Source organism: Nostoc sp. WHI, assembly GCF_015714725.1.
GTDB lineage: Bacteria > Cyanobacteriota > Cyanobacteriia > Cyanobacteriales > Nostocaceae > Nostoc.
In genome coordinates this window covers 1-18,980 of record NZ_WBKM01000064.1, presented here as the reverse complement: position 1 = coordinate 18,980, position 18,980 = coordinate 1, and the positions used below count along the sequence as shown (strand labels likewise).

General features: G+C 40.8%; 14 protein-coding genes. 6 read left to right on the top strand and 8 right to left on the bottom strand.

Going from position 1 to position 18,980, the window contains the following annotated elements; all coding sequences use genetic code 11:
* Positions 1 to 26: 26 nt before the first annotated feature.
* Together F8S12_RS06680 and F8S12_RS06675 are read right to left on the bottom strand one after the other, a co-directional pair.
* Positions 27 to 1,418 carry a cytochrome P450 gene (locus F8S12_RS06680; RefSeq protein WP_196515544.1) on the bottom strand — a complete coding sequence of 464 codons (1,392 nt, stop codon included), beginning with the start codon at positions 1,416 to 1,418 and terminating at the stop codon, positions 27 to 29.
* A gap of 29 nt (positions 1,419 to 1,447) precedes the next feature.
* The gene (locus tag F8S12_RS06675; RefSeq protein WP_196515543.1) at positions 1,448 to 2,419 is read right to left on the bottom strand and encodes a terpene synthase family protein; all 972 of its coding nucleotides are present in this window, start codon (positions 2,417 to 2,419) and stop codon (positions 1,448 to 1,450) included.
* A gap of 659 nt (positions 2,420 to 3,078) precedes the next feature.
* On the opposite strand from F8S12_RS06675, the gene F8S12_RS06665 reads away from it, so the two are divergent.
* A complete protein-coding gene (locus tag F8S12_RS06665; protein WP_196515542.1) occupies positions 3,079 to 3,249 on the top strand; it encodes a hypothetical protein in 171 nt (56 codons plus the stop codon).
* On the opposite strand, the gene F8S12_RS06660 is transcribed toward F8S12_RS06665, so the two are convergent.
* Both F8S12_RS06660 and F8S12_RS06655 read right to left on the bottom strand, forming a co-directional pair.
* Positions 3,246 to 4,850: an NAD(P)H-quinone oxidoreductase subunit N gene (locus F8S12_RS06660; protein ID WP_196515541.1), complete on the bottom strand. Its 1,605-nt coding sequence runs from the start codon at positions 4,848 to 4,850 to the stop codon at positions 3,246 to 3,248. The genes F8S12_RS06665 and F8S12_RS06660 overlap by 4 nt on opposite strands.
* Positions 4,851 to 5,032: 182 nt before the next feature.
* The gene (locus F8S12_RS06655) at positions 5,033 to 6,643 is read right to left on the bottom strand and encodes a serine/threonine protein kinase (protein ID WP_196515540.1); all 1,611 of its coding nucleotides are present in this window, start codon (positions 6,641 to 6,643) and stop codon (positions 5,033 to 5,035) included.
* A gap of 130 nt (positions 6,644 to 6,773) precedes the next feature.
* Here F8S12_RS06655 and F8S12_RS06650 point away from each other — a divergent pair, with 130 nt between their 5' ends.
* Complete coding sequence (locus F8S12_RS06650) at positions 6,774 to 7,493, top strand: Uma2 family endonuclease (RefSeq protein ID WP_196515539.1); 720 nt, start codon at positions 6,774 to 6,776, stop codon at positions 7,491 to 7,493.
* Positions 7,494 to 7,549: 56 nt separating this feature from the next.
* Here F8S12_RS06650 and miaA read toward each other — a convergent pair whose 3' ends face one another.
* On the bottom strand, positions 7,550 to 8,455 hold the full coding sequence (gene miaA, locus F8S12_RS06645) for a tRNA (adenosine(37)-N6)-dimethylallyltransferase MiaA (protein ID WP_196515538.1): 906 nt from the start codon (positions 8,453 to 8,455) through the stop codon (positions 7,550 to 7,552).
* Between the two features lie 287 nt (positions 8,456 to 8,742).
* On the opposite strand from miaA, the gene gyrB reads away from it, so the two are divergent.
* Entirely contained in the window at positions 8,743 to 10,680 is a 1,938-nt protein-coding gene (gyrB, locus tag F8S12_RS06640; RefSeq protein WP_196515537.1) for a DNA topoisomerase (ATP-hydrolyzing) subunit B, read from the top strand.
* Between the two features lie 284 nt (positions 10,681 to 10,964).
* Complete coding sequence (locus F8S12_RS06635) at positions 10,965 to 11,303, top strand: SCP2 sterol-binding domain-containing protein (protein ID WP_196515536.1); 339 nt, start codon at positions 10,965 to 10,967, stop codon at positions 11,301 to 11,303.
* A 297-nt stretch (positions 11,304 to 11,600) separates the two neighbouring features.
* Here the strand turns inward: F8S12_RS06635 and F8S12_RS06630 are convergent, their stop codons facing one another.
* Positions 11,601 to 11,888 carry a carbohydrate-binding module family 14 protein gene (locus F8S12_RS06630; RefSeq protein WP_196515535.1) on the bottom strand — a complete coding sequence of 96 codons (288 nt, stop codon included), beginning with the start codon at positions 11,886 to 11,888 and terminating at the stop codon, positions 11,601 to 11,603.
* Between the two features lie 1,705 nt (positions 11,889 to 13,593).
* Here F8S12_RS06630 and rpoD point away from each other — a divergent pair.
* Positions 13,594 to 14,766, top strand: coding sequence for an RNA polymerase sigma factor RpoD (gene rpoD / locus F8S12_RS06625; RefSeq protein WP_196515534.1), 1,173 nt, complete (start codon positions 13,594 to 13,596; stop codon positions 14,764 to 14,766).
* Positions 14,767 to 14,919: 153 nt separating this feature from the next.
* Here rpoD and F8S12_RS06620 read toward each other — a convergent pair whose 3' ends face one another.
* Both F8S12_RS06620 and gyrA read right to left on the bottom strand, forming a co-directional pair.
* The gene (locus F8S12_RS06620) at positions 14,920 to 15,105 is read right to left on the bottom strand and encodes a chlorophyll a/b-binding protein (RefSeq protein ID WP_100898540.1); all 186 of its coding nucleotides are present in this window, start codon (positions 15,103 to 15,105) and stop codon (positions 14,920 to 14,922) included.
* 378 nt (positions 15,106 to 15,483) lie between these two features.
* Positions 15,484 to 18,072: a DNA topoisomerase (ATP-hydrolyzing) subunit A gene (gene gyrA / locus F8S12_RS06615; protein WP_196515533.1), complete on the bottom strand. Its 2,589-nt coding sequence runs from the start codon at positions 18,070 to 18,072 to the stop codon at positions 15,484 to 15,486.
* Positions 18,073 to 18,451: 379 nt separating this feature from the next.
* On the opposite strand from gyrA, the gene F8S12_RS06610 reads away from it, so the two are divergent.
* On the top strand, positions 18,452 to 18,856 hold the full coding sequence (locus F8S12_RS06610; protein ID WP_196515532.1) for a response regulator: 405 nt from the start codon (positions 18,452 to 18,454) through the stop codon (positions 18,854 to 18,856).
* Positions 18,857 to 18,980: the final 124 nt, after the last annotated feature.

The following is an 18,980-nucleotide window of genomic DNA, read 5'->3' as shown; positions in this document are numbered from 1 at the left end:
CTTCTAAAAATAACTCTAACAAGCTACTAAGATACGGGTGTAGTTGTCATATTCACTAAAGACTCTTGACGCACACGTCGTCCTATAATTACCATCTTGACTCCACTGGAAGGCGCAAGGTTAAAACCTCGACGTTGAGGTTTCTCTGTTCGCTGATCAGCTAGTGCCAAGTGATAGCGTGACAAAACGGTTGCAAATACTAGCTTCATTTCAAATTGAGCCAAAGCTTGACCAATACAACGACGGACACCACCACCAAAGGGTAGGAATTCATAGGGAGAAAATTGACGTTCAATAAAGCGCTCTGGTTTAAATTGCTTAGGCTGGGGATATAAATCCTCTCGCTGATGAGTGAGATAAATACTGGGAAGTAGTACAGTTCCTGGCTCTAAAGGATGTCCTAATAATTCAATGGATTCTTGCACTACCCTGGGAAACGAAAACATTGTAATGGGGTAAATTCGCAAGGTTTCGTTACAGACAGCTGTAAGATATGGCAGTTGGTAAATGCTCATCGGATCTGGGGAATCACCGAGAGTATCTAGTTCTTGAAGCAGTTTTTCCCTCACTAGAGGATTTTGGTGAATCCAGTAGAATCCCCAAGCCATTGCCGATGACGTAGTCTCATAACCGGCAAGTATTAGGGTTATTAACTGATCGTGTAATTCCTGATCCGTCATCGGTTGGCCCGCTTCATCTCGAGATGATATCAGCAAAGAAAGAATATCGATGCGTTCTGGATCGGATTTTTGCCGACACTCGGCAATTTCAGTGTAGAGGAATTGATCAATTTGCTCGCGATCGCGAAGAAACTTCCCCCAAGGACTCCAAGCTCCTAAATCCTGTTGCAAGAATCGGAAAAAGAATAAACTAGAAGTCCAAGGTGACTTAAAAGGGTTTAACAGCGACGGCAATAGTTGCCTAAGTTTTTGAATTTTTTCTTCATTATACAAGCCAAAGATAGCCTGTAAAATGACTTGCAGAGATATATCCTCTGTTAGATTACGAGCTAAAAAGGGATTGTTTAATGGTAACTGACTAAAAAGTTTTTCAGACGCATTACAGATTAGTTTACCATAGGCTTGCATCCGCTCTCCATGAAAAGAGGGTGTCACGAGTTGTCGTTGGTGTTTGTGGCGATCGCCATCTAGCATCAAGACTGAATAATTCCCCAAAAACGGCTGGGCAATTTCGTTGAGTTTCCCGACGGCTGTAAACTTTTTTCTATCATTAGTTAAAATTTCCTCGATTGCCTGGGGATGGTTCACAAACACTACTGTCTCACCAAAACCGATAATTTCACCGGTAAAAATATCAGGATATTGCTGGGCTGCATTTTCCATATAACCCACAGGATCACTAACCCACTGAAGCTTTTGTAGTAAAGAGGGAGTTTTGAGAATATTAGGTAGTTGCATCTAATTTTTTGTTTTTAAGTGGTATTTTTTTATTTGAACTCTGTCAGTTCCAGCCTATCTAAATTCTGATAGCGAGAAGAGTGGGAATACCAATCGAGGTTGCCACGAATCCAACTATGCATACTTGATATATATTTTGCGATATCAACATCTAATTCTTCTCCAAAAAGTGGGAGAAATAATTCTAAGCTCAACAAGGATTGTACTTCTTTATTGTGGATTACCATCACTTGTTTTGTTGCTTCTTCTATAGAAATTTGCTTGTGATAATGCAAGACAAATATTAAATTGTGAACATCACCACTTGCTATTTCTCTGGATGCAGAGAAAATATCGTTAGACCAAGCAATAATGTCAGTTGTGATTAGTTCCAGTTTTTTCACAAGGTAGTGATTTCTTAAAACATCGGGAATCATGAACTGATTACAAAATTCAGCTAATGCGAGAACAGCATAAACTCCTACGCTTGATCTACGTATCATAATATAAGTGTCTACATCAGGTACAATACCCTTCGCGCGGTTGGTTGCTTCTTGAACACACCCACAGAAGTAGTCTTCCAAGTAACTGATGAAGTACTTGAACCATTTTATGCTAGCTCTTTCGAGAGTTCGTTGTCGTAAGTCAATTAATGCATGACTGAACAGTGTATCCTGACTTATAAGTTCTGCACCGTTGAGTATTTCCAAATATCTTTGGTGAAAATTCTTTAATACTTCAGGTTGATTTTTTAACTCTGATAAATCACATTGATCATCCCAAATAAACACCCAACTTAGCCAGTCATGTGCAATCTTCAGTTCTTCAAGCCGGCAGTTAGGATAGGCAGATGCAGCTAATAAAAAGAATTTAGACTTACAAAAACGCTTATAAGTTGCTTCATTTGCCAGTAGGTTAAAGCGAGTTACCCATTCAAGAGCATACTCTTCTAGAACATTAACATTCCTATTGATCTGGGATGAAAATGGACAGTACAAATCAGAGGAAAGTAGTTCCTTCATAGAAATATATTAGTTAGAAGTAACGAACATGAATTACAGGAGAATAAAATCAATAGACTCATAGAGAGCCTATAAAAATTTTTTCAAAAAATTCACTTTAACACCACTAACAGTGTGTAAATCATATTTACGTCATTGTTAAAGGTGTATAAATCTAGATGAATCTTTTACAACCTAACCAGTATTATTGAGTATTTTTTGTTAAAAAATAACCGTGAATATGTGGGATTGTTATGTTTATTAAAAAGACATAAATACCTCTATGTCTGTTCATAATAAATACTGTTGACTAACTGAAAAAATTAAACTACTGCATCAACAATATTTTTCTGGTTTAATGCTATTTTTGTAAAAGGATAGGGTAATAATGACTAATCTCAGAGCGATCGCCTTCATGAAAGAGGATGTTTATCTCCAGTGAAAATGAAGATTTGTAGTTAATGTTGATCCTGTAGCGATCGCCTAAGAAGAAAACTGGATCAAATTACAGATGGTGACTGGTATTGCCGATGAAATTAATAACCCCGTGAATTTTATTTATGGGAACTTTCACCACGCCCATAAATACACTCAGGATTTAGTAAAATTGGTGTAAATTTATCAGGACTTACGCAAACAATAGCCGAAACCTTGATTTTCAGGTAGGGGCAATTCATGAATTGCCCCTACAGCGTGTAGTTTTGCGTAAGTCCTATTTATTTATTGAAATTCAAGTGCAAGTAGAAGAAAGTGGAGAATATCACGTTAAAAAGTACGACAAACGCCTGTCTGCTAATCAGCAAACAGGCGTGTCTTCTAGCACAAAGTTTTATCGAGATTCGGGTTATTAAATCTTAGCAGTAGAATCAGCTGAGGGTTGAGACTGACTTACCGAATCTAACTTTGGCAAAAGCAGTAGATTTTGTGCTTTTACATTCCTGTTGAGTGTTGCTTGCAAAATTTGGGTATTGGAGATGGAATTATTCGCCAATGTAAACAGGGGATTTGACAAAATTCCTCCTATGGTAGTGGCAATTAATGTTACCACCAACCCAACCTGCAAAGGTCTAAGCCCAGGCAAATCCCAACGCACTTGTGGATAATTCTTCACCGCGTCGGACATTTCATGGGGTTCTTTAACTACCATCATCTTGACTACACGAATGTAGTAGTAGATGGACACGACGCTAGTAACTAAGCCTAGCAAGACTAACCAATAAAGTCCTGCTTGCCAACCAGCCCAGAACAAGTAAATCTTACCGAAAAACCCAGCCATCGGTGGAATACCGCCCAAGGAAAGGAGGGAGATACTCAATCCTAATGTTAGGAGTGGGTCTTTTTGATATAAGCCAGAATATTCGGCAATCTGGTCGGTTCCTGTTCGTAGTGAGAACAGAATAATGCAGGTAAAGCCGCACAGGTTCATGAACAGGTAAACCATCAGGTAAAATATCATACTGGCATACCCTGCCTGTGTACCAGCAATCAAGCCAATCATCACAAACCCAGCTTGGGCAATGGATGAATAAGCTAGCATTCGTTTCATGCTGGTTTGGGCTAGGGCGACTACGTTACCCAAGATCATACTGAGAACGGCCAGAGCAGTGAAGACAAACCTCCACTCGTCAGCAACAAGGGGAAAGGCTGTTGTTAGCAAGCGGATGGCTAGGGCAAACCCAGCTGCTTTGGAACCGACGGATAAAAAGGCGATTACTGGGGTGGGAGCGCCTTCGTAAACGTCTGGTGTCCACTGGTGGAAGGGTGCAGCGGAGATTTTGAAGCCAATACCTGCGATCGCAAAAACCAGGGCAATTACTAAACCTAAAGATTGACCGACTTTAGCTGTAGCAATGCCATTAGCGATCGCACTTAGTTCTGTTTGTCCTCCAGATAGTCCATACAGCAGTGATACACCGTACAAAAATATTGCCGTACTGGAAGCTCCAATTAACAAGTATTTCAGCGCCGCTTCATTGGAGCGGGGGTCACGCTTGGTATAACCTGTTAACAAATAAGAGGAAATACTCAGGGTTTCTAGGGAGATGAAAATCATCACCAATTCATTAGCCCCGGATAAAAACATTCCTCCTAAAGTAGCACTCAGCAAAATAGCAATGAATTCTGCTAAAGGGGTACCACTTTGCTCAACGTAGCGAATTGACATCAATATAGTGGCGATCGCAGACAAGGCAATAATACCGCGAAAGACGATACTAAGGTCATCACCGTTAAAGCCACCAGTGAAAGCGATGGGATTAGGAGAGTCCCATTGAAAATATAGGGCGAGAATGGCAGCAAATAAACCTGCGATCGCTAGATATCCAATCCAGCGTGCGGATGTACGCCCCAAAATCAAATCAACAATCAAAACCCCCAGGAGGGTGAGAATAACAATCCCCTCTGGCAAAATTGTTCCAGCATTTAACTGGGATGCAAGATTAGCAAAATCCATGAGATGTATAGGTTTTGGCGATTAGACATTAAGGCTAACTTTGTTCACTCTAGCAAGTTTTCTAGTTAAGAGACTAGCTTTTTGAACAACAGCTTAACAGCTTGGTATAGATTGCGATCGGACTTATCTTCATCTTCAGCAATAATTTGGATGGGTGCATGGAAGGTGATTGCTTGTTTTCGTCATAGGGTATAGTATGTTTTATTCTTCCTAAAAAAGGTAATTTCACCATATTGATTACTGAAAGGATTATCTTTTATTGGAATTAATTTATATGTGGCTTTTATTGTATTTAAATCAATAAATTTAGCATTTATAATTACTTGCCAGTCTTGGCTAAATGTTGAATTAATATCCATACTTGTAGAATCTTCATTCATTTTGAATTCTCCATTATTATTTAGTAAAAACTCACTTAATAAAAGTCCGCTAAATCCATCAGAAAAAGATAAACTTACATGACTTTTATTGAATACATCCAGAGAAACCTTAAATTTTGTCCCATCATTTTTATTTAATCCTTCACCACTATAACTACCAACTGCATCAGCGATCGTTATCTGTTGCACAGGTTTTTTAGGAATATTTATACTGCTAGGAATTGACTTTGAAGTTATTACAGGTATGCTAGGCGTTGTTTGCGGAAGAATAATCGGTTTAGCTGACACAGGTTTTTTAGGAATAGTTATACTGCTAGGAGTTGGTTTTGAAGTTATTGCAGGTATGCTAGGCGTTGTTTGCGGAAGAATAATCGGTTTAGCTGGCACAGATTTTTTAGGAATAGTTATACTGCTAGGAGTTGGTTTTGAAGTTATTGCAGGTATGCTAGGCGTTGGTTGAGGTAGTAACGGTAGGAATTTTAAACTACCAATAGTGGCGACAATTACGATTCCAAATTCAACTAAAGGTTTCCAAATAGTTTTAATCTTAGTTGAAACTGAATTGTGAGCAGGAGAGACACGCAGAGTAGCAGAAGTCACCACGTTACCTTTGAGTGCCTGCAATGCTTCAGTTGCATTTGCATAACGCGCTCGGTAATCATACTGCACCATTTTTGTTAAAAACTCTCCGAAAAAGTCACTTACGCGAGTGCGATTTCTCCAAATTACTTCACCTTTGTTATCTTCTGGAAGCGAGTGAGGTTCAACACCAGTCAGTAATTGAATTGCTGTCATTCCAAAGGCATAAATGTCACTGCTAAATTTTGGTTTACCTTGCGCTTGTTCGCTTGGCATATAACCGGGAGTACCAATAGCAACGGTACGACTAGTATTGCTTTGATTATTTGCTGGGAGAGTACTAATTTGTTTTACTGCTCCAAAGTCAATCAATATCAACTTCCCATCATGCCTTCTTCGCATGATATTTTCTGGCTTAATATCCCGGTGGATCACATTATTTTCATGAACATATTCCAGGACTTCTAAAATTTCTTGCAATAATTGTTTTACCTGTACTTCGCTCCAAGGCTTGCTGGGGTTAATTTCCCTTTTTAAATCATGCCCATCAATAAATTCTTGAATGAGGTAGAATTCTTGATTCTCCTGAAAATAGGCAAAAAGCTTGGGAATTTTATTGTGGTTTTGCCCGAGTCTGTAGAGGGTTTCACCTTCTTTACCAAATAGACGCACCACTTCTGGATTAATCATTTGCGGCTGTAAACGCTTGACAACACACTTAGGTTTCGGGTTGGCCGGAATATCTAAGTCTTCAGCCAGATATGTTTCGCCAAAGCCTCCATCTGCAAGCTTTTCTATAATTTTGTAACGATGCCGCAGGATTTTTCCAATCATGGTAGTGATGTTACTGACACTTTATTATAGATTTTTGCACAAACATGTCTGTCATTGTGGAAATATACGCGCACCTCCCATCCCCAATCAACTAACCTAGAAATAACGCTCTTAAATACTGGATAAAATCATGGTTCAGGAAGTTCTAATCAATGATGATTACTATGTGCCAGATGCCAACCAGCTAATCACTGAAGATGATAAACCTGTGGACAATTTTGCTTCCGAAAAACAGCAAACACCTGTGGATAATTTTGCATTTGCCAAACAACAACGTCTTTTAGTGAGTTCTCTTTACAGTTCTCTACAAAGTCAGACTTTTTTAGCTGAGGCTAATGTGGGTATTTACTATACAGACCTTCAGCCCCCCATTGTACCAGATGTCCTTCTCAGCTTAGATGTCCAAGTGCCTAAAAATTGTTATATGGTTTGGCATTTTGGCAAACCTCCAGAAGTCGTCCTCGAAATTGTCTCTAATAAAGAAGGTGGTGAACTGGGTAATAAACTGAAAATTTATGAACAAATACGGGCTAGTTACTACATCGTCTATGACCCAAATCAGCAATTAGGAGAAAAAGTGCTGCACGTTTATGAAATCAGGGGAAGGCGATACTTTGAAACTTCAGAAAATTGGTTAGACCAAGTTGGTTTAGGCGTAACTTTGTGGGAAGGTCAATTTGAAGGTAGACAGGATACTTGGTTACGCTGGTGCTACCAAGATGGTACTGTTTTGCTAACTGGGGATGAACGCGCCGAACAGGAAGGAAAACTTGCTAAACAAGCAGAACAACGCGCCCAGTTACTAGCAGATAGGCTACGGGCTATGGGCGTAGATCCCGACACTCTCTAGGACACTCACTGTAAAGACGCAAAAAAAACTTTGCGTCTTTGCATGAGTAAAAAATCTCACAAACTTGTACAACTTATAAACTCATTTATCCGATACCAAACCTTCTCTAATAAATCAGGATCATCGGCATTAAACCATTCAATTTGCGGATATGCACGGAACCAAGTGCGTTGCCGTTTAGCAAATTGTCGCGTATGCAAAATCGTTAATTCTTCCGCTTTATTTAAGGAAATATCCCCAGCCAAATATTGCTTGATTTCTTGATATCCCAAAGTATTCAATAAAGACAAATCAGCGCCATATTTTTGACAAAGATACTCCACCTCAGCAACCAAACCATCTGCGATCATTTGCTGAGTCCGTTGTTTAATCCGAGCCTCCAACTTTTCAACATCGCAATCCAAACCAATTTGCAAAATCGGATAATTTGGTGGATTCTCCCCTTGCTGTTCTGAAATTGGATAACCAGTGACATAGTATACCTCTAAAGCTCGTAAAGTTCGTACTGAGTCATTGCCATGAATCTTTTGTGCAGCAATCGGATCAACTTGTTGTAACATTGCATAAAGTTGATGTTGACCTAGAGATTCAAGTTGCGATCGCAATTCTGTTTGCGGTGCAACTCTAGGGATTTTCATGCCTTGGACAATGGAACGGATGTATAAACCAGTGCCACCAACTAGCAACAGTGGCGTAACATCAAGAGAAGCAATTAGTGCTTGTACTTGCTGCTGGTAGTCTGCTACTGTCATCATGTCTGTTGGCTCGCAGACATCTATTAAGTAATGCAGTACGAATTTTTGTTCAGCCACACTTGGTTTTGCAGTGCCAATATCAAACTCACGGTAAACTTGACGAGAATCAGCACTGAGAATTACAGAAACCAACCGCATCGCCAAAGCCAAAGCCAAACCGGATTTACCTGTTGCCGTCGCGCCACAAATTACAATCAATTTTGTCATTAGTCATTAGACCTCTTGCATAAATAATTTTTTATCTCACGCAAAGGCGCAAAGGCGCAAAGAAGAAAGCGAAAAGAAGGACTTTTGCAAGAGGTCTATTAGTCATTTGTCATAGGAATAGTTATTCCCCCGGCCCCTGCCTCCTCAAATAGGACTGCAACCCCAGTATAAACTTCTCTTGAAAATGCCCTACAGACGCTAGCAAGGCTTTTGTGTTACAATTTTGGAGTGTTTTTACTTTTGTTTGCCTTTCAGCGAGTTCAACCCCACGAATCAGGAGAGTTTACATGACGAGCAGTTACAGTGCCGATCAGATTCAAGTTCTGGAAGGTCTGGAAGCCGTCCGCAAGCGACCAGGAATGTACATCGGTACTACTGGGCCGCGAGGACTCCACCATTTAGTTTACGAGGTGGTGGACAATTCAATTGATGAGGCTTTGGCGGGTTATTGCACTCATATAGAGGTGGATATCAACGCTGATGGTTCCGTGACTGTAACAGATGATGGTCGCGGTATTCCCGTCGATACTCACTCGCGCACGGGGAAATCGGCTTTGGAAACCGTGATGACGGTACTGCACGCCGGTGGTAAGTTTGGCGGCGGTGGTTACAAAGTTTCTGGGGGATTACACGGGGTTGGTATTTCTGTTGTTAACGCCCTGTCTGACATGGTGGAAGTTACAGTTTGGCGAGATAAAAAAGTTCATATTCAGCGTTATGAACGGGGTATCCCAGTTACTGAACTAGAAACCAAGCCTTACAAAGAAGCTAGAACCGGAACTTCTGTTACTTTTAAACCAGATACCCAAATATTCACTGTTAGCATTGAGTTTGATTACATCACTTTATCAGGTCGCCTACGGGAGTTGGCGTATTTGAATGCTGGTGTCAAAATTACCTTTACTGACCATCGTCTAGAATTACTAAAAAGCGATACACCCAAGGTAGAATCTTACGATTATAAAGGCGGCATTAAAGAATATATTGCCTACATGAACCGTGAGAAGCAACCGTTGCATGAAGAAGTTATCTATGTGCAGGGGGAACGCAACAATGTACAAGTGGAAGTTTCTTTACAGTGGTGTACTGATGCTTACACGGATAATGTGCTAGGTTTTGCTAACAATATTCGTACCGTTGATGGTGGTACGCACTTAGAAGGGTTGAAGGCGGTTCTAACTCGGACATTAAATACGATCGCCCGCAAGCGCAATAAAATTAAAGAGAATGAACCTAACCTCAGTGGCGAACACGTCCGCGAAGGTCTAACTGCGGTTATTTCCGTTAAAGTCCCAGATCCAGAATTTGAAGGACAAACCAAAACTAAACTTGGTAACACCGAAGTTCGCGGGATTGTTGATTCTTTGGTGGGAGAAGTCCTTACAGAGTACCTAGAATTTCATCCTGCGATCGCAGACTCAATTTTAGATAAAGCTATCCAAGCTTTCAAAGCCGCAGAAGCAGCCCGTCACGCACGGGAGTTAGTTCGGCGCAAATCGGTGCTGGAATCTTCGCCATTACCTGGTAAATTGGCCGATTGTAGTTCTCGTGACCCCAGTGAATCTGAGATATTCATCGTGGAAGGGGACTCAGCCGGTGGGAGTGCAAAACAAGGACGCGATCGCCGCACTCAAGCGATCCTACCTCTACGTGGTAAAATCCTCAACATTGAAAAAACCGACGATGCTAAAATCTATAAAAATAACGAAGTTCAATCGTTAATTACAGCACTTGGTTTAGGTGTCAAAGGTGATGAATTCGATTCTACCCAACTGCGCTATCACCGTATAGTCATTATGACGGACGCTGACGTAGATGGAGCGCACATCAGAACTTTGTTGTTAACATTCTTCTATCGATATCAACGAGCGCTCATCGAACAGGGCTTTATTTATATTGCTTGTCCCCCACTGTTTAAAGTAGAACGGGGACGTAATCATGAGTACTGCTATAGCGATCGCGAAAAAAATCAAGCAATCAGCAAATTTCCTGCTAACGCTAACTATACCATCCAACGCTTCAAAGGTTTGGGTGAAATGATGCCGCAACAACTCTGGGACACCACCATGAACCCAGAAAGCCGTAAAATGAAGCAAGTTGAAATTGAAGACGCTGCTGAAGCTGATCGCATCTTTACAATTTTAATGGGCGATCGTGTCGCACCCAGACGAGAATTTATCGAAACTTATGGTTCTAAACTTAACTTCACGGATCTAGATATTTAATACTCTAATAATTTGTGAAGTAGGTAATGGGTAATGGGTGAAAACTTATTACCCATTACTTTTTTAATGGTTTCTACATCCTGATGTATTCCAATGGAAAATCAGTAGTAAAATCTATTTCTTTTAGATGATGACAAAATAAAAATTAATCAATTTTTTTGTTTATACTTTTTACGCTACAAACTACGTCCTTTATAAGTCAATTAACTAACTTCTTGCATTATCGTTGAAATTCTGAAATTATGGTATGTGTCAAATTTATTTAAGTAATCGGAGAGCAACTAATGGCAGTTGATATTCAAAAGTTTTTTAATGAGCTACTTCCTGCTGCTATGTCAAAAAAACCTGAATATTTTCAAAAAATAGGTCACAAGTGCAAGTTTCACATTACTGGCGATCGGGGTGGAGAATGGTATGTTAATGCCTCTGACTCCGGACAATCAGTAACGCAAGGTAATTTTGGTGAATCTGATTGCACTATCACAATGAGTGCTGAAGATTTTCAAGAATATTATCAAGATCCTAGTACTGGTATAAAGCTATTTTTTGATGGACGTATGCTTGTAACGGGTAATCAGCAGGCAATACAAGAAATATCTAAAATTTTCCAGTTTGGCGATTAAGAGTGAAAAGTATTGTCCATAAAACCCCATCTAAGTATTAACAAAACCACCAAATTTTCAGGTATTTCCTGTTAGTTTGGTGGTTTTTTATGCGCCTGTGTCAGTACACTTCTGAGTAAGAGTGGAGGGAATGGGTGATAGGGGTGATAACTGTCAATTGATTTGAATTTACAAATTTTTGTAAAAACTGAGTCTATTTGACCAAATAAAAACCCCACAATATAGACTGTGAGGTAATTTCACTGATTCTATGGGTTATTTGAATTTGATTTAAACCCATTGGTAAGGTTTAGAACATTAAAGAACATAAATTGGATACTCGCAGACTTTTTTACTATCGTCCCAATATAAATATTCACTTCCGCTACACCGACTGTCATCTTGAGTGCAATTCGCACAAGGTACATCAGCCGCTCTCCCATCGTTACACATTATAAACCTAGTAACGTCGTTTGGATTTTTATAGTTTCCATCTGGTTTATTTGAGCAATCGTAATAATTAATATTATCAATAGGTTCTCTGCGCGGCTCGTCCCAAGGGGACACGCTGGCAAATGCTGGTGGTGTTACAAATGCAAATGTCATCAATAACACTAGAGAAACACAGCTGAACAGTCTAGCTAATATCTTCATTGAAACTCTTTTCTTGATCAAATTACAAACGAACAAATATTACCATAAATACTTGTAAATCACACTGTGAGTCCGAAAAACCCCATTATCACACTACTCCTCAATCGTAACTGCTACTAATCACTCGAAACTCTTTCAGTACCAACCATAGGCTCTACATCAGGAAAGACTTTTGAGTTGTCGTAGTGAAAAACAACAACTCTATTACATCAGCCTTTTGTACTCTAATCTGCTATGTGTACGTCTATAGACCCTAGCGTAATTTCAACAGGACTTACGCTGAAGAATACTTAACACAGCCGATTACTGTTATTAATTTCATCAATTCCCTTTGGGTATGCCACTTTTATTTAGTACATAAATACTATATAAATGCGATCGCGCTGTGCCAGTTGCGTAAGTCCTGAATACTCGTTGCTCTGACTTGCTGATTAATTTCGCCCACCAGCTAGAAACTCATTTGTTATGCTTGATGAGCAATAACTAAATATCATCTATCAAACAGCAGTCAATAAGTATATTGAGGATTTCTAATTATTAGATGACAAACAGTTACTGAAATAGAAGTATTAAAATTCACTTTTCACATACGTAAGTAAGCTTTGTAAGCAAGTCATAAGACAATCTTGCGACTTTTTTATCGAGATGATAGTTACTGGAAGCACACACCATCTGGCTAAAAACTTGTTAATATCTTCATGTAGTGCCGTGGCGATCGCTATTGTGTCATATGTATCTAATGTACTTTTGCCTTAAATAGGCCAATATTGGTGAGATCGTAGGGCAAATCATTTTTGAATTGATTAAAATATCCTTGTATACAATAAGAAGAGTTTGTCAAGTTTCATAGGGCTGAAATCGCCGCAGTGCGCTAACGTGTGAATAAGACCAAATTAGTTAAACCTAAATTGATCTACTATCAGGTCGATTCTGCCACAGCCTCAACTCCTTAGTTCAGGTAATTAGTACGCAGAAGGTTAACTCCCTTAAGGTAAGCACTACCACCCTTGTTGTATTTACCCAAGGTCAAGACCCGGTTTTATCTAAGGAATGCCTAATTTATGAAGGAAATGTAAAAATGGTTAGATTAAGACTTGTCGTCTGAATTAACATATAATGCACTCTTTCTAAGTAACTAATGTTGTGTAAAATACATGAAATTTGGTAGGAGCAAGTGTACTTACTTTTCAATGTCATAATAGTGTCACTGAAATTCCGAAAAGTAGAGAAAAATATCTGGGCATAACTCCCGTTTTTAATGTCTTTTTGGTAAAGGTGGCTAACATTTGCTTAATGAATTCATGATGAATACACAAAAAAAGTGCAATTTCTGTGAAACAGGCTACAATCGGAAAAGTATTTATTAAGAAAATCTGCCAACATTCTGAATTAGTTTGTATGGGATGGCAAATTTTTTAATAAAGGCGAGTCTTTTTTTTGACCAGTTAGTTAAAAGCAGTGTGTTATAGCAACACACATAACATTTACTAAGGTGATCAAGTAACCTTATAGTGATGGCTTAAACTAAAAAACCTCCGAAAATATTTCTGGCAAATCTGCCAAAAAATTTATTTTCGGTTGACAACTAGCTCTTTTTTAAAAGAGCAGTAAACACATCTTGAGTAATTGATTCTGCAAGGAGCATGAGGAACGCGGCATGAACCAGGCTAAGACCAACGTACTCGAAAGCATATATCAGCCTGAACTAGAAATAATGAATCAGCCTGAGCTCGAGTTAGAAGAACTCTTAATAGACGAAGAAGAGGACTTGCTGATCATCGATGAAGGCGAAGATGAATTTTTAGAGCCTCAGTCTGATGAGGACGACGCAAAGTCTGGAAAAGCCGCTAAATCGCGTCGTCGGACACAAAGCAAGAAAAAGCACTACACCGAAGATTCGATTCGGCTTTACTTGCAAGAAATCGGTAGAATTCGTTTGTTGCGGGCAGACGAAGAAATTGAATTGGCTCGAAAAATAGCTGATTTGCTGGAATTAGAGCGGGTACGGGAAAGACTTTCAGAGCAGTTAGATCGCGATCCCAGAGATAGCGAATGGGCAGAAGCAGTGCAACTGCCTTTGCCAGCTTTTCGTTATCGTCTGCACGTTGGTCGCAGGGCGAAAGACAAGATGGTGCAATCTAACCTGCGTCTTGTGGTTTCAATTGCCAAAAAATACATGAATCGTGGTTTGTCATTCCAAGACTTAATTCAGGAAGGCAGTCTCGGTTTGATTCGCGCTGCTGAAAAGTTTGACCACGAAAAAGGTTATAAGTTTTCTACTTATGCTACGTGGTGGATTCGTCAAGCAATTACCCGTGCGATCGCAGATCAATCGCGCACTATTCGCCTTCCAGTTCACCTCTACGAAACCATTTCTCGGATTAAGAAAACTACCAAACTTCTCTCCCAAGAAATGGGTCGCAAACCTACCGAAGAAGAAATCGCTACTCGCATGGAAATGACCATTGAGAAGTTGCGGTTTATTGCTAAATCTGCCCAGTTACCTATTTCACTAGAAACGCCCATTGGGAAAGAAGAAGATTCTCGGTTGGGCGATTTTATTGAATCCGATGGTGAAACACCAGAAGACCAAGTTTCCAAAAATCTTCTGCGCGAAGACCTCGAAAAAGTTCTTGACAGCCTCAGTCCCCGCGAACGCGATGTACTCAGACTGCGTTACGGCTTGGATGATGGTCGGATGAAAACCCTTGAGGAAATCGGACAGATTTTCAACGTCACCCGCGAACGGATTCGTCAAATTGAGGCGAAGGCACTCCGTAAGTTACGCCACCCAAATCGCAACAGCGTTCTCAAGGAGTATATTCGGTAGTCATTAGTCATTGGTCATTAGTCATTAGTCATTAGTCATTGGTAAATAAACAAAGGACAAATGACAACTGACTAATGACAAACAAATAAAGAACCTGGTAGTGAATTAGCACTCCAGGTTTTTTTATTTATAGGTCATCTTGGATATTAAAACTTATAGGATGCCCCAAAAGTGTAAAAAGCCTTGACCAGAGAAAAGCTCAACCAAAACGGCTGCTGAAAAGCCGATCATTGCCAAGCGACCGTTCCAAATTTCTGCTTGTGGGGTAAAGCCCCAACGCCACGCATTGCGGTCTTCAATTACGGGAGTAGTAACTTTTGTTGTAGTTGCATTTGTCATGATTAGCACTCCAAACTTTTTTGCGAAGCTTTATTGCTCTATGTAAATTAATATAACAAATATTTTCATAGATGCAACATTTTTTATACTTTTGTTTCCAGAGCTTGACATAAATGGCAAAAGCTATTTGTACAGATTAAAACATCAGTCTTCAGTTAGATTTACTGAGGTAGAAAAAATGTTGTGTGGACTTTTGCAAAAATTGCTGCCCAGATCCCCAACTTCTTCAATAAGTCGGGGATCTAAATCCAGCGATTTAGTAAGCACCATCTCAATATTTTCTGCCGCCAATTCGGGAGGCGGCAGCCCTCTCAAAAGGCACTCCTAGTCTCAGACTCTTAACGAGGCAAACCCTACAAAAATAGAAACTTGCCTTGATTAAGCTCGCACTTCGGCGACGGTGATGATTTTTTCATCGCGGCCGAGCTGGAGGATACTTTCACCTTTCACATCTCTGCCCAATATTGGCACTGTTTCCACAGGTATCCGCACTACCCGCTCTTTGTTCGTGACTAGGGCTACCTCGCCAGATGCGTTGGCGTAGCCCGCCGTACCACTTCGTGGAAGCAAGCTACGCGTAGCGTCTCGTAGAGAAGGCATCGCCGTTATCATACCAGCTAAGTTGTCAGTTTTGCTGGCAAATTTCAGCGCTTGCGTGCCTAAATCGCCGCGATTAGCCGGTCTCAAATGACTTGCAGCCATCCGCTTGGCATATCCTTCTTGAGTAACTAGCAGCAGTTGGTCATCTTTACCGACAGTGACACAGCCAACCATTTGCTGATTTTTCAATAACCGAAATGCTTGTAAACCCATCGCTGTGCGACCCATAATCGCTAATTGTTCATCATTGACTGGAAAGCGCAACAGTCGCCCACCTGAACTAGCTAAAATCAGATGTTCTCCTGGAGTGGTGAACTGGGTAAATGACAATTCATCATCGTCTTTGAGCTTCAAAATCGTGATTCCGCGCCGAGTCAAGTTGGTAAATTCTCCCAAAGACAGACGCTTAATTCGTCCCTGTTTTGTCAGGAGAATCATCTGTGTAGTTTCGAGATTGGCTGGCAGCAAAAAGCGACTGACCACATCTTCTTGAGCGCCTTGAGCAGTACTACTGAGCATGGTAATCAATGGTTTTCCCCGTGGAGAACGCCCAGTAGTTGGAGGAATTTCTCCCACATTAATGGGGTAGACTTTACCGCCACTGGTTAGTACCAGCAACTCTTTGTCTGTGTCAGTCAACACCGTTTGGATAATAAAGTCATTCTCATGCAGACCGTTTTCAGTTTTTGACTTTCTCCCAGATGGCTGAGTACGGCGCACATACCCACGTTGGGTAAACTCTAAAACCGCTTCCTCTGCTGGCTGTTCTAATTTTGGATTTTGGATTTTGGATTTTGGATTTTCCTCATCATCCTCTACTCCTTGTCTCTTTGTCCCCTTGTCCTCTTGGATCTTTGTGTCGCTGCTGATGGTTGCTAACTTGGTACGCCGGGGATCGCTGTATTTGCGCTTGAACGATCGCAAGTCTTTTTTCAGCGCCTTGAGTAATTCGCGGCGATCGCTTAGTAAGTTTTGTAATAAGTTAATTTGTTCGCTTAGTTGCTCAAACTCTTGCTGCAAATTCTGCTGTTCTAAACTGGTGAGGCGGCGTAATGGCATAGCCAGAATTGCATCTCCTTGTACCTCGCTCAAATCTAGTCGGCTACAAAGATTAATTTTTGCCGTACTTCCATCGGGAGCTTGGCGCAAAATTGCGATTACCTCATCCAAATTCAACAGTGCTTTGAGCAAACCTTCTACCAAATGCACACGACTTTGGGCTTTCCCCAACTCGTAATTGTAGCGACGGTTGAGCGTCTCTTCTCGGAAATTCAAAAACTCCTGCAACAGTTGACGCAAACTTAACTGGCGGGGTTGTCCATCGACTATTGCTAGGAGAATTGCCCCAAAAGTCATTTGTAAAGCAGTTTGGTGATATAAATGCTGGAGAATTTCTTGGGGATTGGTATCGCGTTTGAGTTCAATTACTACCCGCATTCCTTCGCGATCGCTCTCGTCCCGAAGATCAGAAATTCCTTGCAGGCGTCCTTGATTCACTAAGTCCGCTACCTTCTCAATCCAGCCTGCTTTATTCACTTGATAAGGCAATTCTGTGATGATAATTGCCGTCCGTCGCTTGCTTCCCCTAGTGGCTGGAATTTCCTCTAGGGCGGCGACTCCCCGCAGCAGAATCCCGCCCTTCCCTGTGGTATACGCCTCCCGAATTCCCACCTGACCAATTATTTCTCCACCAGTGGGAAAGTCTGGTGCTGGAATTAGCTCGAATAACTTTTCATCTGACAAATCTGGATTGTCGATTAAAGCAATTAACCCATCGACAATTTCGCCCAAGTTGTGCGGTGGAATATTCGTCGCCATTCCCACGGCAATTCCAGAACAGCCATTGAGCAAAAGGAATGGTAATTGAGCAGGTAGCACCGTAGGTTCTTGCTGGGAATTATCAAAGTTCCCGACAAATTCCACAGTTTCTTCGCCAATTTCTGTCAGCATTCCCTCATGGCTGATGGGTGCGAGGCGCGTTTCTGTGTAGCGCATCGCCGCCGGAGGATCATTATCAACGCTGCCAAAGTTGCCATGTCCTGCTAGCAAAGGATAGCGGCTAGAAAAATCCTGCACCAGTCTTACTAAAGCATCGTAAACTGATTGGTCGCCGTGGGGATGGTATTTACCCAACACATCACCCACGACACGGGCACATTTTCGATAGGGTCTCTCTGGTACTAAACCGAGTTCGTGCATTGCATACAGAATGCGGCGATGCACTGGTTTTAAGCCATCACGCACGTCTGGTAGCGCTCGCCCGACAATCACGCTCATGGCATATTCTAGATAAGACCGTTGCATCTCGGTATGCAAGGCTGTTGTAATTACCTGTCCCGTTGAGAGAAGGTTTAACTGTTTTGCCATGAGTTTTTTCCCTGAAATTTAACTACACAAAGAACGATGGAACTCAATATTGCAGCAACCACAGCATAACGGATGAAATGGGATTGCTAACAAAATTTTGATAGTCACATAATAAAAAGCAGTAGTATCATCCTTGATAACGAGGATGTACATTGACTATTAAAAAGGAGATAGATGGCGGGTAGGTGTTTTAATCAAAGGTAATCTGCTGCATACTTAATTTGTACATACTCCATAACCTAATACAGTTCAGTTAAGGAAAATTATCTGTTGAGGCAAGCTGTTTTGCGAAAAATGGTCAGGATATTTCCCTCCGTAGCAAACTTGTCAAGACGAATTTTGAATTGCCTAATCCGCTCATCTCTATAAGTAAAATCTCATGAAAACTGTTTTAATTGTTGAAGACGATCTAATTAATGCTCGTGTTTTTTCCAAAATTTTATCTAAGCGCGGCGGCTTGGGTGTGAAACATACTGAAAATGTGGAAGAAGTCATAAAAATTGCCCAATCAGGAGAAGCAGACCTGATTTTGATGGATGTTTCTCTGTCCAGAAGTGTTTACCAAGGTAAGTCTGTTGATGGAATCAAAATTACACAAATGTTAAAATCTGATCCAAAAACAGCCAACTTACCTATTATTCTGGTGACGGCACATGCTATGGAAGGCGATCGCGAGAACTTTCTCAAACAAAGCGGTGCTGATGGCTACATTTCTAAGCCAGTTGTTGACCATCAACAGTTTGTTGACCAAATCATCGCACTTCTACCCACAGAAGACCACTGAAAATTCACGACTCATTTGAGGAATACTCGCCCGCAAATGTTTTTGGGCGACTAATTCCTCTCTTTAGTTAGTATATATGTACTACGAAAAGGTACTGTTAGGCAAGTGGTAAGGAGAGGGGAAT

Coding starts and splice junctions, on each gene's coding strand:
- rpoD (WP_196515534.1), top strand. CDS start 13,594: ATGAACCAGGCTAAGACCAACGTACTCGAAAGCATATATCAGCCTGAA.
- F8S12_RS06635 (WP_196515536.1), top strand. CDS start 10,965: ATGGCAGTTGATATTCAAAAGTTTTTTAATGAGCTACTTCCTGCTGCT.
- F8S12_RS06650 (WP_196515539.1), top strand. CDS start 6,774: ATGGTTCAGGAAGTTCTAATCAATGATGATTACTATGTGCCAGATGCC.
- F8S12_RS06610 (WP_196515532.1), top strand. CDS start 18,452: ATGAAAACTGTTTTAATTGTTGAAGACGATCTAATTAATGCTCGTGTT.
- F8S12_RS06680 (WP_196515544.1), bottom strand. CDS start 1,418: ATGCAACTACCTAATATTCTCAAAACTCCCTCTTTACTACAAAAGCTT.
- F8S12_RS06660 (WP_196515541.1), bottom strand. CDS start 4,850: ATGGATTTTGCTAATCTTGCATCCCAGTTAAATGCTGGAACAATTTTG.
- gyrA (WP_196515533.1), bottom strand. CDS start 18,072: ATGGCAAAACAGTTAAACCTTCTCTCAACGGGACAGGTAATTACAACA.
- F8S12_RS06630 (WP_196515535.1), bottom strand. CDS start 11,888: ATGACATTTGCATTTGTAACACCACCAGCATTTGCCAGCGTGTCCCCT.
- F8S12_RS06655 (WP_196515540.1), bottom strand. CDS start 6,643: ATGATTGGAAAAATCCTGCGGCATCGTTACAAAATTATAGAAAAGCTT.
- miaA (WP_196515538.1), bottom strand. CDS start 8,455: ATGACAAAATTGATTGTAATTTGTGGCGCGACGGCAACAGGTAAATCC.
- F8S12_RS06620 (WP_100898540.1), bottom strand. CDS start 15,105: ATGACAAATGCAACTACAACAAAAGTTACTACTCCCGTAATTGAAGAC.
- gyrB (WP_196515537.1), top strand. CDS start 8,743: ATGACGAGCAGTTACAGTGCCGATCAGATTCAAGTTCTGGAAGGTCTG.
- F8S12_RS06675 (WP_196515543.1), bottom strand. CDS start 2,419: ATGAAGGAACTACTTTCCTCTGATTTGTACTGTCCATTTTCATCCCAG.